Origin of the sequence: Nocardioides ferulae (assembly GCF_003660455.1) — a bacterium.
Taxonomy (GTDB): Bacteria; Actinomycetota; Actinomycetes; order Propionibacteriales; family Nocardioidaceae; genus Nocardioides; species Nocardioides ferulae.
In genome coordinates, this window is sequence record NZ_QZVR01000001.1 from 565,698 (window position 1) to 579,553 (window position 13,856).

Genomic DNA, 13,856 nt, shown 5'->3' on the forward strand with positions numbered 1-13,856 from the left:
GAAGGGGGCCGTAGGGCCCGGGGCCCCGAGCACTTGGCCCCGTGCGGGGGCCGCCCCCCGCTCCTAGGTTGAGACCGTGGTCCTCCTCATGACCGGCTTTCCCGGCTTCCTCGGCTCCGCCCTGCTCCCGCGCCTCCTGGAGCGCCGCGCCGGAGCCACCGCGACCTGCCTGGTGCAGGACCGCTACCTCGACACCGCCAGGGAGCGTCTGCGGCAGCTCACCGACGAGCACCCCGTGCTGCGCGACCGGGTGCGGCTCGTGGTCGGTGACATCACCGCGCCGGGCCTCGGCATCGAACAGGCGGACACCGACACGGTGGCCGAGGTCGAGGAGGTGTGGCACCTAGCGGCGGTCTACGACCTGGCCACGCCGCAGCCGATCGCCCACCGGGTCAACGTCGAGGGCACCCAGCACGTCCTGGACTTCTGCGCCTCCCATCCCGAGCTTCGCCGGCTCCACTACGTCAGCACCTGCTACGTGAGCGGACGCTACAACGGCGAGTTCGCCGAGGACGTGCTCGAGGCCGGCCAGGCCTTCCGCAACCACTACGAGTCCACCAAGCACGCGGCCGAGGTGCTGGTGCGCGAGGCCATGGAGCGAGGGCTGCCGGCGACCATCTACCGTCCCGGCATCGTGGTCGGCGACTCGACCACGGGCGAGACCCAGAAGTACGACGGGCCCTACTTCCTGGCCACCTTCCTGCGCCGCCAGCTCCCGGTCGCCGTGGTTCCGGCTGTGGGGGACCTCGACACGGTCCGGGTGTGCCTGGTGCCCCGCGACTTCGTCATCGACGCGATGGACCGGCTCTCGGTGCTGGACCGCTCGCTCGGCCGCACCTACGCCCTGACCGACCCCCAGCCTCCGACCGCTCGCGAGCTCGTCGAGACCTTCGCCGCCCACCTGGGCAGGCGGGTCGTGTGGTTGCCGCTGCCGCTCTGGCCGACCCGGCTCCTCGTCGGCCACGTCCCGCTGATGGAGCGCGCTCTGGGACTGCCGGCCGAGGCACTGGACTACTTCGCCTCCCCCACGTCGTACTCGACGACGAACACCAGCACCGACCTCGAGGGCACCGGCCTGGTCTGCCCGTCGTTCGCCGACTACGCCGGCCCGCTCCTCGACTTCATGACCTCGCACCCCGAGGTCGACGCGAAAGCCATGGTCTGAGGACCGCACCCACCGCCGCACCAATCAGGGAGCCGCCATGTCACCAGTCCTCGTAGTCGAGGTCGACCTCTCGGGGTCCGCGCCCGAGCACGACGAGCGGGTCGGCTTCCTGGGACGGGAGTTCCGGCTGGTCAAGGTCAGCGCCGACGGGGACCTCCGCACGGCGCTGGACCTGGTCGAGACGTGGGCCGACGAGGCCGACACGATCGCCGTGAGCGGGCTGGGCGGCGGTGTGCGCCGGGCACTGGAGAAGCTGCGCGCCGCGGCCGGCTCGACTCCGCTCACCCACGGCCGGGCCCTGCACGACGTGCTCCAGGAGTGGGCGATCCGCCATGTGCGCACCGAGATGCCGGGCTACTTCGACAACGCGCGCACGGTCGTCCTGGGCGGCGCCGAGCACGATCGCGCAGTCCGGGTGCTGCGCGAGTCCACCGAGAACATCGAGTACGCCGACCCGGCCCGCCGGCTGGACCTCCCCGGCCGCCTGTTCTCCACGCCGGTCCTGGGGCTGGCGGCGCAGGCCGCGATGTGGCCGGGCCGGCTGGTGCCCGACGCGATCCTGGAGCGGGTGCAGGCACCGGGTGTGGAGCTGAGCGCCGCGTTGGCCCGCCGCGCCGCCCGCGACTGCGACGTGGTGCTGGCCAGCTACGCGGAGCTCGACGGCTTCGACCTGGGCGACCTCGCCGGCAAGACGCTGATCACCTCGGCGATCACCGACAGCGAGCTGGCCGACCTGGCCTCCCGCGGGGTCGACCTGGTCGTCGACACCACGCCACAGCCGTTCCCCGTCACCGTCTCGGCCGCCACCCTCGAGGCGATGATGCACGCCGCGGTCGCGGGCAACGGTCCGCTCACCAGCGACGACCTGCTCGAGATGATCGAGTCCGCCGGGCTCGCCCCGAGGCTGCTGCATCCCAACGGTCCTCGCCGCAAGAGCCGGTTCGCGTTCGTCATCCACCCGCTCTCGCGCAGCTTCTTCAGCAACGTCGAGCCACTGGGCACGATCATGAAGGTCGCCCCGTCGCCGGTGCTGGACCTGGTCGAGAAGGCCGTCGCCTACTCCCCGCCGTTCACCTACAGCCACGTCACCGGCATCGTCTCCCCCACCGGTGCGGAGGCGGAGGGCTGGCTGATCAGTGTCGGGGGCACGCCCAAGGAGCTGATGGCGCACGACCCGGAGTTCACCTACGCCAAGCTGCTCGCGGCCGCCGACATCGCCCGCAAGCTGGGTGCGCAGGTGATGGGCCTCGGCGCCTTCACCAAGGTGGTCGGCGACGCCGGTCTCACCGTGTCGAAGAAGGCGTCGCTGCCGATCACCACCGGCAACAGCTACAGCGCGTCCGGCGCGCTGTGGGCCGCCCACGAGGCGGTCGAGCAGCTCGGCCTGGCCGAGGTCGACGAGCAGGGACGGATCCGCGGGAACGCGATGGTGGTCGGGGCGACCGGTGCGATCGGCTCGGTCTGCGCCCGGCTGCTGGCGCTGGCCAGCGACGAGCTGTGGCTGGTCTCGCCGGAGACCGCCAAGCTGCTGGCCCTCAAGCACGAGATCGAGCTCGAGTCTCCCCGGGCCACGGTCCACGTCGCGGCCACGCCCGACGAGCACCTCCCCGAGATGGACGTGATCGTGACCGCGACCTCGGGAGCGGGCAAGCGGGTCCTCGACATCATGGCGGTGAAGCCGGGCTGCGTGATCACCGACGTGGCGCGCCCGCTCGACCTCTCCGCCGAGGACGTCGCGAAGCGGCCCGACGTGCTGGTCGTCGAGTCGGGTGAGATCGAGCTTCCCGGCGACGTCCACATGCGCGACATCGGACTCCCCCCGGGCGTCGTCTACGCCTGCCTGGCCGAGACCGTGGTGCTGGCCCTCGAAGGCCGCTACGAGACGTTCACGGTGGGCCGCAACATCGAGTGGGAGAAGGTCAAGGAGATCTACCGGCTCGGTCTCAAGCACGGGATGCGGCTGGCCACCATCTCCGGCGTCAACGGCGTGTTCACCGCCGACGACATCGCCCGGATCCGCGAGCTCGCCCTCGAACGACGCGGTGAGCGGCCTACCCTCGTGCCATGACCGAGGCCGCGTCGCCGTCGACCCGCAAGCTGCCCACCTCCGTCTACGAGGCCGAGCTGCGCCGCCTGCAGGCCGAGTTCGTGAAGGTCCAGGAGTGGGTCAAGGCCGAACGGCAGCGCATCGTCGTGGTCTTCGAGGGACGCGACGCCGCCGGCAAGGGCGGCGCGATCAAGCGGATCACCCAGTACCTCAGCCCCCGGGTCGCCCGGATCGAGGCGCTGCCCGCACCCACCGAGCGCGAGCGCACCGAGTGGTACTTCCAGCGCTACGTCAGCCGGCTCCCGGCAGGCGGCGAGATGGTGCTGTTCGACCGCTCCTGGTACAACCGCGCCGGCGTCGAGAAGGTGATGGGCTTCTGCACGCCGACCGAGCACCGGCGCTTCCTGCACCAGTGCCCGATCTTCGAACGGATGCTGGTCGAGGACGGCGTGCTGCTGCGCAAGTACTGGTTCTCGGTCAGCGACAAGGAGCAGCAGCGGCGGTTCAAGTCCCGGCTGCAGGACCCCATGCGCCAGTGGAAGCTCTCCACGATGGACCTGGAGTCCATCTCCCGGTGGGAGGACTACTCCCGGGCCAAGGACGAGATGATGGTGCACACCGACATCCCCGAGGCCCCGTGGTTCGTCGTCGAGGGCGACGTCAAGCGCAACGCCCGGCTGAACATGATGGCGCACCTGCTCTCGACGATCCCCTACGGCGACGTCCCGCCGAAGATCCTCGAGCTCCCGGCGCGGCCGAAGCCCACCGGCTACGAGCGGCCGCCGCGCGACCACGCGACGTACGTGCCCGACCACTGCGCCGGCCTCGTCGCCGTCGAGTAGCCACCGGCGGAGCTCGCGCCGATCACGCGCCACCTGCCCGGAGCAGCACTGCCCTGCGCCCTGCCCTTGGGGGAACAAGGTCCCTACGTCATCCCCCTGAGGGGACCGTAGCGTCGAGCGCAAGGAGGATCCCATGTTCTCGGTACGCATCCACGGTCGCGGCGGTCAGGGCACGGTCACCGCCGCCGAGCTGCTCTCGGTGGCAGCCTTCGACGAGGGCCGCTACGCCCAGGCGTTCCCGACCTTCGGGTCCGAGCGCACGGGAGCGCCGGTGGTGGCCTACTGCCGCATCGACGACCGGCCGATCCGGCTGCGCGAGCCGATCGAGCATCCCGACGCGCTGATCGTGCAGGACCTCACGCTGCTGCACCAGACGAGCATCTTCGCCGGCCTGAGCCCGCGCGGCTTCCTCCTCCTGAACACCTCGAGGACGCTCGAGGAGCTGCTGGAGCACGGCCTCGCCGGCCCTGCCGCCGAGCTGCCCGCGGGTCACACCGTGACCGTGGCCGGCACCGAGCTGGCCCGCACCCACCTGGGCCGTCCGCTACCGAACGCCGGCCTGCTGGGCGCGTTCGCCGCGCTCACCGGGCAGGTCTCCCTGGCCTCGGTGAGCGATGCGATCCGCGGCCGGTTCGCCGGGGCGGTGGCCGCCGGCAACGTGGCCACCGCCGAGGCGGCGCACGAACAGGTCCTCACCACACTCGGAAGGCCGGCCGATGCGTAGTCAGATCGAGGGTTCCCAAGCGGTGGCGCAGGCCATCGCGCGCTGTCGTCCGCAGGTGATCGCGGCGTACCCCATCTCCCCACAGACCCACATCGTCGAGTCCCTCTCCGACCTGGTGCGCACCGGTGACCTCGAGGGCTGCGAGTACCTCATGGTCGAGTCGGAGTTCGGCGCGATGTCGGCCTGCATCGGCGCGGCGGCGGCCGGGACGCGGACCTACACCGCCACCTCCAGCCAGGGGCTGCTGTTCATGGCGGAGGCACTGTTCAACGCCTCCGGCCTGGGGCTGCCGACGGTGATGACCGTGGCGAACCGGGCCATCGGCGCACCGATCAACATCTGGAACGACCACTCCGACACCATGGCGATGCGTGACTCCGGGTGGATCCAGCTGTACGCCGAGTCGAACCAGGAGGCTGCCGACCTCCACCTCCAGGCCTTCCGGCTCGCCGAGCAGCTCGAGCTCCCGGTGATGGTGTGCATGGACGGGTTCGTCCTCACCCACGCCTTCGAGCCGGTCGACCTGCCCGAGCAGGCCGACGTCGACGCCTACCTCCCGCCTCGGGTGCCGCGACAGGCGCTCGACCCCGAGGAGCCGATGACGATCGGCGCGATGGTCGGGCCGGAGGCGTTCACCGAGGTCCGCTACCTGATGCACGCCAAGCAGGCCGCGGCGCTGGACATCATCCCGACGCTGGCCAGCGAGTTCGAGGAGCGCTTCGGCCGCTCCTCGGGCGGCCTGGTGCGCCCCTACCGCCTCGACGGTGCCGAGATCGTGGTCGTGGCGCTGGGCTCGATCCTCGGGACCATCCAGGACGTGGTGGACACCCTTCGCGAGGAGGGGGTGCCGATCGGCGTGCTCGGCATCGGGTGCTTCCGCCCCTGGCCGGAGGAGGAGGTGCGCGCGGCGCTCGCCTCCGCCCGGCAGGTCCTCGTGGTGGAGCGCTCCTTCGCGCCCGGCGTGGGCGGCATCGTCTCCCGCGACGTGCGGCTCTCGCTGAACGGTCTCGCTGCCGAGGTCTTCGAGGTGGCCGCCGGCCTCGGCGGGCGCCCCGTCACCCGCGAGTCGCTGCGCCGCCTGATCGCCGACGTCCGCGAGGGCCGGATGCCCGCGAACACCCTGCACTTCCTCGACCTCGACACCCAGGTCGTGCAGCGCGAGCTGCGCCGGCCCGGCACCGGTGTCCCGCCCGGGCCGCACGTCGACCACCTGACCCGCGAGTCCGGGAGGTAGGACCAGCGATGGCCTTCCAGGAGATCAAGCTCTACCAGACCGGCACCTTCGTCGCCGGGAACCGGCTGCTCGACCCCGCGCAGCGCACCGTGCAGGCCCGCACCGGCCGCTCGAACACCCTGACCTCGGGCCACCGTGCCTGCCGCGGCTGCGGCGAGGCGCTCGGCGCCCGCTATGTCCTCGACGCGGCGATGCGGGTCACGAAGGGCTCGATGGTCGCGGTGAACTCGACCGGGTGCCTGGAGGTCTTCACCACTCCCTATCCCGAGTCGTCGTGGCAGCTGCCGTGGTTGCACTCACTGTTCGGCAACGGCCCCGCCGTCGCGTCCGGGGTGGCCGCCGCGTTGAAGGCCAAGGGCCGCGAGGACATCCGGGTGGTGGCCCAGGCCGGTGACGGGGGCACGGTCGACATCGGCTTCGGCACGCTCTCGGGCATGTTCGAGCGCAACGACGACGTGCTGTTCGTCTGCTACGACAACCAGGGCTACATGAACACCGGCGTGCAGCGCTCGGGGGCCACTCCCCCGGCGGCCCGGACCGCGAACACCAAGGCCCTGGGCGCCGAGCCCGGCAACGTGTTCGGGCAGGGCAAGTTCGCGCCGTTGATCGCGATGGCGCACGAGATCCCTTATGTCGCCACCGCGACCGTCGCCGACCTGCACGACCTGGAGGCCAAGGTCGAGACGGCGATGGGGATGCGCGGGGCGCGCTACCTGCACGTGCTGGTGCCGTGTCCGCTCGGCTGGGGCGCCGACTCCTCGGAGACGATCCGTCTCGCCCGGCTCGCGAAGGAGTCCGGCATCTTCCCCGTGTTCGAGGCCGAGCAGGGCGACGTCACCGCGGTGTCGAAGCTCCGGCGGCAGGTGCCCGTGACGGAGTACCTCCGCCCCCAGAAGCGCTACGCCCACCTCTTCGGCGACCCCGGCCGCCCCGACATCGTCGAGCGGCTGCAGGCCAGAGCCGACCGCACCATCGCCCGGTTCGGGCTGCTCTCGGAAGGAGACCGGTGATGGACAAGCCCTTCGCCATCACGCTGGACGTCGGGTCCAGCAAGGCCAACCACACCGGCGCCTGGCGCACCGAGCGCCCGGAGTACACCCATCGGATGCCGCCGTGCAACAACGAGTGCCCGGCTGGAGAGAACATCCAGGCCTGGCTGTTCGAGGCCGAGTCCGGCGGTGCGGGCTACGAGCGCGCCTGGCGGGTGATGATGGAGGACAACCCGTTCCCCGCGGTGATGGGCCGGGTCTGCTACCACCCCTGTCAGACCGCGTGCAACCGGGTGCGTCTCGACGACGCGGTGGGCATCAACTCCGTCGAACGGTTCCTCGGCGACGAGGCGATCCGGCAGGGCTGGAAGGTCAGCGTCGACGTGCCGTCCAGCGGCATGCACGTGCTCGTGGTCGGCGCCGGTCCGTCCGGGCTGTCCGCCGCCTATCACCTGGCCCGCCGGGGCCACCACGTGACGATCAAGGACGCCGGCCCGCAGCCGGGCGGCCTGATGCGCTACGCGATCCCCCGCTACCGCCTCGACCGCGAGGTCCTCGACGCCGAGATCCAGCGGATCCTCGACCTCGGGGTCAAGCTGGAGCTGGAGACGCCCGTCGACGACCTGGTGGCCGAGCGTCACCGCTTCGACGCGGTCTTCCTCGCCGTCGGCGCCCCGATCGCCAAGAACGCCTACATCCCCGCGGGCTCCGCGGCCAGGGTGCTCGACGCGCTGGCGCTGCTGCGCGACGTCGAGACCGGTGGCACGCCGGTCCTCGGACGGCGCGTCGCGGTCTACGGCGGCGGAAACACCGCCCTGGACGCCGCCCGCACGGCGCGCCGGCTCGGCGCCTCGGAGGCGGTCGTCGTCTATCGGCGTACCCGCGACCGGATGCCCGCGCACGAATCCGAGCTGCAGGAGGCCCGCGACGAGGGTGTGAGGTTCAAGTGGCTGAGCACCGTCAAGCAGGTCGAGGCCGACCGGCTGCTCGTCGAGCGGATGGAGCTCGACGCGAACGGCTTCCCCCAGCCCACCGGCGAGGTCGAAGAGCTCGCCGCCGACTCGCTGGTGCTCGCGCTCGGCCAGGAGTCGGACCTCTCGCTGCTCGAGGGTGTCGACGGGCTGATCACCGACGACGGCCAGGTCGCGATCGGCCCTGACCGGATGACCGGTCTGCCCGGCGTCTTCGCCGGCGGCGACCTGACCATGGGGCGCTCGGTCACCGACGCGATCGGCCACGGCAAGGCCGCCGCCCGGCACATCGACGCCTGGTTGAAGGGCACCGTCGCTCCGCCGAACAACCGGCCCGAGCCGGCCTCCTTCGAGGCCCTGAACACCTGGTACTACTCAGACGCCCCGCGCACCCACCGGGACCTGCTCGACCGGGCCCGTCGCGAGTCGACGTTCGACGAGGTCGTGCAGGGGCTCGACGAGTCGACCGCGCTCTACGAGGCGCGGCGCTGCATGTCGTGCGGCAACTGCTTCGAGTGCGACAACTGCTTCGCGGTCTGCCCCGACAACGCGGTGCTGAAGCCGGGCACGGACGGCGAGCCGTATGTGATCGACCTCGACTACTGCAAGGGGTGCGGCCTGTGCGCCGCCGAGTGCCCCGCCGGCGCGATCCGGATGGTGCCCGAGGAGGTCTGACCCGAGCGTCCTGGGCCTCCCACCCGGTCGGCCTCGGTGCTCGATCCTGCCGAGACCCTCCCGCCCCCGGCGCCCTGCCCTGTGGCAGGAGATCGTGACCATTCCGTGACCACCGGAAACGCCGAGACCGATGCGAACAGGCGTTCGGCTGTCGGTGGTCACTGATCTACTAGACCCATGATCGAAGCAGTGGACGAGATGTCGATGGACGAGGTCCTCGACGCCGCCACCGCCCGCGCGACCGCGATCCGCGACGCCGAGACCGACCTCCTCGAGCTCGCCCACCAATGGGCCGTGCTCCACCACCCCGACCGCCTCAACCCCAAACAGTCGGCGCTGCCGGGCCGGGAGAAGGGCAAGCTGTTCGGCGGCAAGGGCACCCCCATGGTGAGCGACTTCGCCGCCGCCACGTTCGGGGCCCGGATCGGCCGGTCCTCCTACGCCGGCGCCCAGCTGATCGCCGACGCCCTCGACCTCCAGCACCGCCACCCCCAACTCTGGACCCGGGTCCAGGCCGGAGAGGTCCGCGCCTCCTACGCCCGCCACGTCGTGACCAAGACTCGCGAGCTGGAGCCCGAGGAGGCCGCGTTCGTCGACGCCGGTGTCGCCGAGTCCGCCGACGGCCGGATCCCCTGGTCCCGCTTCGAGGCCCTGGTCGAGGGCAAGGTCGCCCAAGCCGCGCCTGCCGCCGCGGCGGAGAAGGAACGGAAAGCGGCGACGGCCCGGTTCGCGAAGAAGACCCGCAGCGAGGCCCACGGGATGGCCTCCTTCCTCATCCGCGCCGACATCGCGACCATCAACGCCATCGACGCCGCCATCACCGCCCGCGCCGACAAGCTCGCCGAGGCCCGCCCCGACGACCCGCTCCTCAAGACCGACGACGACCGACGCGTCCACGCCGTCCTCGCCCTCGCGATCGGTGCCGACCCCGACACCGACGCCCAGACCGAGGTCAGTGACCTCCTCCCCGCGGTCCAGCTCCACATCCACTGCTACGGCGGCCGCGAAGGCGAAGGCATCGCCCGGGTCGAGGGCCACGGACCAGTCTCCGAGGCCTGGGTCCGTGACCTGCTCGGCCCCCGAGCCCGGTTCCGCATCCAACCCGTCCTCGACCTGGCCGGACAGGCCCCGGTCGATGCCTACGAGATCCCCGAGCGCCACCGCCAAGCCGTGCACCTGATGACCCCCGCCGATGTCTTCCCCTGGGGCTCGAACACCAGCCGACGCAAACAGATCGACCACACCGAACCCTGGCAACCAGACGGTCCACCCGGTCAGAGCCGGATCGGGAACTACGGCCCCCTGACCGCCTTCCACCACCGCCTCAAGACCCACGCCAACTGGGACGTCAAACAACCCTTCCCCGGCATCTACCTCTGGCGCGACCCCCACGGCGGCCACTACCTCGTCGACCACACCGGCAGCCGCCGACTCCCCAACACCAACGCCGCGTGAGGGCTAACGCCTGCGTCTGCGGAGCCAGACCGACGCGGTGACGAAGACCCACAGCGCGGTGCTCAGCCACCAGCTGGTCGCCCGGAACTCGGTCGCGCCAAGGACGACGGCCGCCACCGCAACTGCGGTGAGCACCCAGAGCGCCGGCAGCGAGGGGGTCCAGAGCGACTACGACCCCGCAGCCTGAGGCAAGAAGGCGGTATGCCGTTCCCCCGAAACGCGCGGGTCGCGGCAGATGCGTTCGTAGACGGACGGAGTGAAGTGCTCCAGCGAGTCGAGTCCGCGCCTCGACAACACCGCGTGGTTTGACTTTCCTCCGTCGAGATACCAGCGGGCAGCGGCCCGGGGGCTGAGCAAGGAGGTCTGCGACGCGCTGTCATCCAGGTTGGTGTGCGGGGTGAACGTGCACGGCTACTCCTGGGTTCAGCGACTGGTCACCCGGCGAAGGCTGGCGCGACGAACTCGCGGACGAGTCGGGCTTCGGTCACTTCATCTGGTGCTGGCCAGGCGATGAAGGAGAGGTACACGCGGACGATCCACTCACCGGCCAGTCGGGCGTCTCGCCCGTCGGGGGGTGCGCCCCCGAGCCAGCTGGCGGCCACGTTGATCAGAGGTGACGAGCCTTGCAGGAAGTCGCTGCTCCGGACGGTCTGGCGTACCCACCGGTGAACGGACTCGTCGGCGCGGAGCTCGCTCAGTCCGATGAGGATGGCTTCGCTGATTCGTTCGGCGCCCTCGAGCCCAGCAACGCCGGTCTCGATCCGGCGGCCGAGTGCGGCCGCTGCGTCAGTCATCACCGCGTCGAGGAGGGCCGTCTTGCCGCCCACGACCCGGTACAGCGTGGCTCGCGAGCAGCCGGCACGCCGCGCGACTGCCTCAGCCGTGAACTTGCCCGGCCCGCGCTCGAGGAGCTGTTCACGCGCCGCGGCGTAGATCGCCCTCGTCGCCGCTTCACGCCGGTCGCCGCCAGCGAGCCAGTCGAACCCGGTTCCCACCACACCCCCTGAGACGCTGTACCGATCTTGTCTCACAGTAGGACAGTCGGGGCTTCTCTGTCGCTGATTCCACGAACCCGGTCGGGGGCTGGTGAGACAGTACGGTGACGGACGCGAACGCACTGTGTCTCACCCTCGGCACACCCCTTGCCCCAAGGTTGTCAGGGCTGAACGATTCCCGGGTGAGCACTCCGATGGCATCGGCCCCGAACCTGGATCTCTTCGCCTCCGACGCCATCGCGGACCCGTACCCGCTGTACTCCCGGTTGCGCGAGCACGCCCCGATCCACCAGGTGCCAGGCACGACGTTCTACCTGGTCTCGACCGCGGACCTGGTCGAGGAGGCGGTGGGGCGCACCGACGACTTCTCATCGAACCTGCGCGCCATCTTGGTGCTCGGTCCCGACGGCCGGCCTGGCCGGTTCGCGATGGACCTCGGCGGAGCCATCGAGCAGGTCCTGGCCACGGCCGATGGCAGCGCTCACAGGGCGCATCGCAAGTTCGTCCTCCATGCCTTGGCAAAACGCATCCGCGTCCTCGAGACCGCCGCAGACGAGATCGCCGCGCAACTGTGGGCCGACCACGCACATGAGGGCAGGATCGACTGGGGCGCAGCCGTCGCCAACCGCCTCCCACCAGCCATCCTCGCCAAGCTCCTCGGAATGCCCGACGAGGAGGTTCCCCAGCTCCTCACGGCCGCCTACGAGAGCGTCGAGCTCCTTGGTGGACTCGCAACACCGCAGCGCATGGAGCAGCTTGTCAGTGCCACCTTCGGACTCCACGACTACCTCGAACGCACCCTGAACGCGACCGACCCCGGCGCCGACGGACTCTTCGGCGTCCTCGCCACAGCGCTCGACCGCGGCGACATCGAGCTCGGCACCGCCACGATGATCCTGATGCAGCTGGTCGGAGCCGGTGCCGAGACCACCGCCGGACTCATCGGCACCGCCGCCCGGTACCTCGCCCAGGATCCAGGACTCCAGGACGCCTTGCGTGCAGACGCCGCCCTCATCGACCCGTTCCTCGAGGAATGCCTGCGACTCGACCCACCGCTGCGCGGCCACTACCGGGTCGCCACCTCCGACACCGAACTCGGCGGAGTCACCATCCCGATCGGCAGCCACCTGCTCCTACTGTGGTCCTCCGCGAACCGCGACGCCACCCGCTACGACAACCCCGACCGCATCGACCTCGCTCGCCCAGGGATCCGCCAACACCTCGCTTTCGGCAAGGGCACCCACTTCTGCGTCGGCTCATCACTCGCACGCCTGGAGGCCACCGCGGCAGTCCGCACACTCCTGTCCAACACCAACACCTTCGCGCTCAACCCCAACACACCGCCCGTCTGGGTGAAGAGCGTCGTGGTCCGGCGAGCAGAGTCGCTGCCACTGACCTTCAACAAGTAGCGCCCGCACTCGACCGCGAGCAGTATCCGCTTGGCAGCGGGTTGACCTGACGATCACCGCCAACCGGATCTCGGCATGACGGCGCACGCTCGGGTCGCGGCATGAGCGGGCTCTGGTGGACGAGTTCCACGAAGGGTCCGCATATGACCTCGGCATCGCGCGCCCACGGGCGCCCGGCAATGCGTGTCCGTGGTCGCTCCGAGTCATCGGAGCGTTGCTGTCGGCAGACGGGCTGTTCCTGATGGTGCGCACGCTGGTTCGCTCCCAGCTTTCGAGGCGCGAGAAGTCCCCGGCACCCTCGTCTCCGATCTGACCGCGTCTCGGCAGACCGCCGCCCTGCACTGGGACGAGTGCCCTCGAAACGCCACCCGATCGCCCGAGGGCATGTGGGTTGAGCCGATGCTCAGACCTGCGCGCCGCGCTCGGCGAGCGCCGTCGCCGGGTCGATCGCCTCGCCGGCGGGCGTGCGCACCTCGAGGTGCAGGTGGGGTCCGGTCACGTTGCCGGTGGCGCCCACGGCACCGATCTGCTGGCCTCGCTGGAGCAGGTCGCCGTCGGAGACGTCGAGGCGCGAGAGGTGGCTGTACCAGGTCTCGCTGCCGTCGGGGTGGGTCACCTCGATCTTGAGCCCGTAGGCGCCGGCGGTGCCCGCGAAGGTGACCGTGCCGGCGTCCACCGTGACCACCGGCGTGCCGGTGGGGGCGGCGAAGTCGAGACCGGTGTGCGACGTGGCCCAGTACTCGCCGGTCTGGCCGAAGACGGCGGTGAGCCGGTAGTCGGTCACCGGCAGCACCCACGGGGCCGCGATGCCCGGGGGCGGGCTCGTGGGTGGGGTCACCAACATGACCCGAGCCGACTGCATCACCGACCGCGTCACCGCCCGCTCCTGGGCGCTCAGCGGGGCGTCGCCCTGCATCGCCGGCGAGCCCTCGAACCGGGTCCGGCTCGGTGCGGCGACCGGAGCCGAGCCACGGGGCGTCGCCTGCGCCTTCTCTGCCCCGGCAGCCGGGGACGGCCGGCCGGGGTTGCCGGCCGGCTTCGCGGCGGACACATCCGGCCGCTCCGGGCGTGGCTTGTCCTCGGTCCGGTCCACGGAGCCCCTGGACCTCGTCGTCGCGGGCGACCGCACGCCGGACGCACCGGGCTGCTCCGCCGGCACCGCGAGGACGGGCGCCTCGGCCGCGTTCGCATCCGCGACAGTCGTGGGGTCGGGCGCGTCGAGCGCGTCGTACTGCAGCCAGCTCAGCGCCAGGACGCCGCAGAGCACGGCGACGATCGCGGCACCGACCCACCAGCTGGCCCAGAACGGAGGCAGGCTCGGCGGCGGAGGCCCCACGGGGGGCTGACCCG

Annotated in this window: 12 protein-coding genes; 10 read left to right on the forward strand and 2 right to left on the reverse strand. The window is 71.1% G+C overall.

Annotated elements, in window-relative coordinates; all coding sequences use genetic code 11:
* Positions 1–88 precede the first annotated feature (88 nt).
* The 9 genes from D6B71_RS02710 to D6B71_RS22585 all read left to right on the forward strand — a co-directional run bounded on the left by D6B71_RS02710 (position 89) and on the right by D6B71_RS22585 (position 10,289).
* The gene (locus D6B71_RS02710; RefSeq protein ID WP_206051512.1) at positions 89–1,165 is read left to right on the forward strand and encodes an SDR family oxidoreductase; all 1,077 of its coding nucleotides are present in this window, start codon (positions 89–91) and stop codon (positions 1,163–1,165) included.
* 37 nt (positions 1,166–1,202) lie between these two features.
* Complete coding sequence (locus D6B71_RS02715) at positions 1,203–3,233, forward strand: dehydrogenase (protein WP_121251685.1); 2,031 nt, start codon at positions 1,203–1,205, stop codon at positions 3,231–3,233.
* Positions 3,230–4,054, forward strand: a complete 825-nt coding sequence (ppk2, locus tag D6B71_RS02720) for a polyphosphate kinase 2 (RefSeq protein ID WP_121251687.1) — start codon at positions 3,230–3,232, stop codon at positions 4,052–4,054. The genes D6B71_RS02715 and ppk2 overlap by 4 nt, the downstream gene beginning before the upstream one ends.
* Before the next feature lie 133 nt (positions 4,055–4,187).
* Positions 4,188–4,778 (forward strand): 2-oxoacid:acceptor oxidoreductase family protein, encoded by a 591-nt coding sequence (locus tag D6B71_RS02725; RefSeq protein WP_121251689.1) that lies wholly within the window; start codon positions 4,188–4,190, stop codon positions 4,776–4,778.
* Positions 4,771–6,012, forward strand: coding sequence for a transketolase C-terminal domain-containing protein (locus D6B71_RS02730; RefSeq protein ID WP_121251691.1), 1,242 nt, complete (start codon positions 4,771–4,773; stop codon positions 6,010–6,012). Before D6B71_RS02725 ends, D6B71_RS02730 begins: the two co-directional genes overlap by 8 nt.
* Before the next feature lie 8 nt (positions 6,013–6,020).
* Positions 6,021–7,022, forward strand: a complete 1,002-nt coding sequence (locus D6B71_RS02735) for a thiamine pyrophosphate-dependent enzyme (protein WP_121251693.1) — start codon at positions 6,021–6,023, stop codon at positions 7,020–7,022.
* Complete coding sequence (locus tag D6B71_RS02740; RefSeq protein ID WP_206051513.1) at positions 7,022–8,647, forward strand: NAD(P)-binding protein; 1,626 nt, start codon at positions 7,022–7,024, stop codon at positions 8,645–8,647. The genes D6B71_RS02735 and D6B71_RS02740 overlap by 1 nt, the downstream gene beginning before the upstream one ends.
* Positions 8,648–8,824: 177 nt before the next feature.
* Positions 8,825–10,102: a hypothetical protein gene (locus D6B71_RS02745; protein ID WP_126688180.1), complete on the forward strand. Its 1,278-nt coding sequence runs from the start codon at positions 8,825–8,827 to the stop codon at positions 10,100–10,102.
* 37 nt (positions 10,103–10,139) lie between these two features.
* Positions 10,140–10,289 carry a hypothetical protein gene (locus D6B71_RS22585; RefSeq protein WP_164519509.1) on the forward strand — a complete coding sequence of 50 codons (150 nt, stop codon included), beginning with the start codon at positions 10,140–10,142 and terminating at the stop codon, positions 10,287–10,289.
* A gap of 247 nt (positions 10,290–10,536) precedes the next feature.
* Here D6B71_RS22585 and D6B71_RS02750 read toward each other — a convergent pair whose 3' ends face one another.
* The gene (locus tag D6B71_RS02750; protein WP_164519510.1) at positions 10,537–11,097 is read right to left on the reverse strand and encodes a TetR/AcrR family transcriptional regulator; all 561 of its coding nucleotides are present in this window, start codon (positions 11,095–11,097) and stop codon (positions 10,537–10,539) included.
* Positions 11,098–11,279: 182 nt separating this feature from the next.
* Between D6B71_RS02750 and D6B71_RS02755 the strand changes: the two genes are divergently transcribed.
* Positions 11,280–12,506: a cytochrome P450 gene (locus D6B71_RS02755; protein WP_206051514.1), complete on the forward strand. Its 1,227-nt coding sequence runs from the start codon at positions 11,280–11,282 to the stop codon at positions 12,504–12,506.
* Positions 12,507–12,909: 403 nt separating this feature from the next.
* Here D6B71_RS02755 and D6B71_RS23310 read toward each other — a convergent pair whose 3' ends face one another.
* The gene (locus tag D6B71_RS23310) at positions 12,910–13,842 is read right to left on the reverse strand and encodes a M23 family metallopeptidase (RefSeq protein ID WP_240641009.1); all 933 of its coding nucleotides are present in this window, start codon (positions 13,840–13,842) and stop codon (positions 12,910–12,912) included.
* Positions 13,843–13,856: the final 14 nt, after the last annotated feature.

Bases quoted from the DNA above. Each gene is read 5' to 3' on its own strand.
- D6B71_RS02745 (WP_126688180.1), top strand. From the start codon at position 8,825: ATGATCGAAGCAGTGGACGAGATGTCGATGGACGAGGTCCTCGACGCC.
- D6B71_RS02730 (WP_121251691.1), top strand. From the start codon at position 4,771: ATGCGTAGTCAGATCGAGGGTTCCCAAGCGGTGGCGCAGGCCATCGCG.
- D6B71_RS02740 (WP_206051513.1), top strand. From the start codon at position 7,022: ATGGACAAGCCCTTCGCCATCACGCTGGACGTCGGGTCCAGCAAGGCC.
- D6B71_RS02725 (WP_121251689.1), top strand. From the start codon at position 4,188: ATGTTCTCGGTACGCATCCACGGTCGCGGCGGTCAGGGCACGGTCACC.
- ppk2 (WP_121251687.1), top strand. From the start codon at position 3,230: ATGACCGAGGCCGCGTCGCCGTCGACCCGCAAGCTGCCCACCTCCGTC.
- D6B71_RS02710 (WP_206051512.1), top strand. From the start codon at position 89: ATGACCGGCTTTCCCGGCTTCCTCGGCTCCGCCCTGCTCCCGCGCCTC.
- D6B71_RS02735 (WP_121251693.1), top strand. From the start codon at position 6,021: ATGGCCTTCCAGGAGATCAAGCTCTACCAGACCGGCACCTTCGTCGCC.
- D6B71_RS02715 (WP_121251685.1), top strand. From the start codon at position 1,203: ATGTCACCAGTCCTCGTAGTCGAGGTCGACCTCTCGGGGTCCGCGCCC.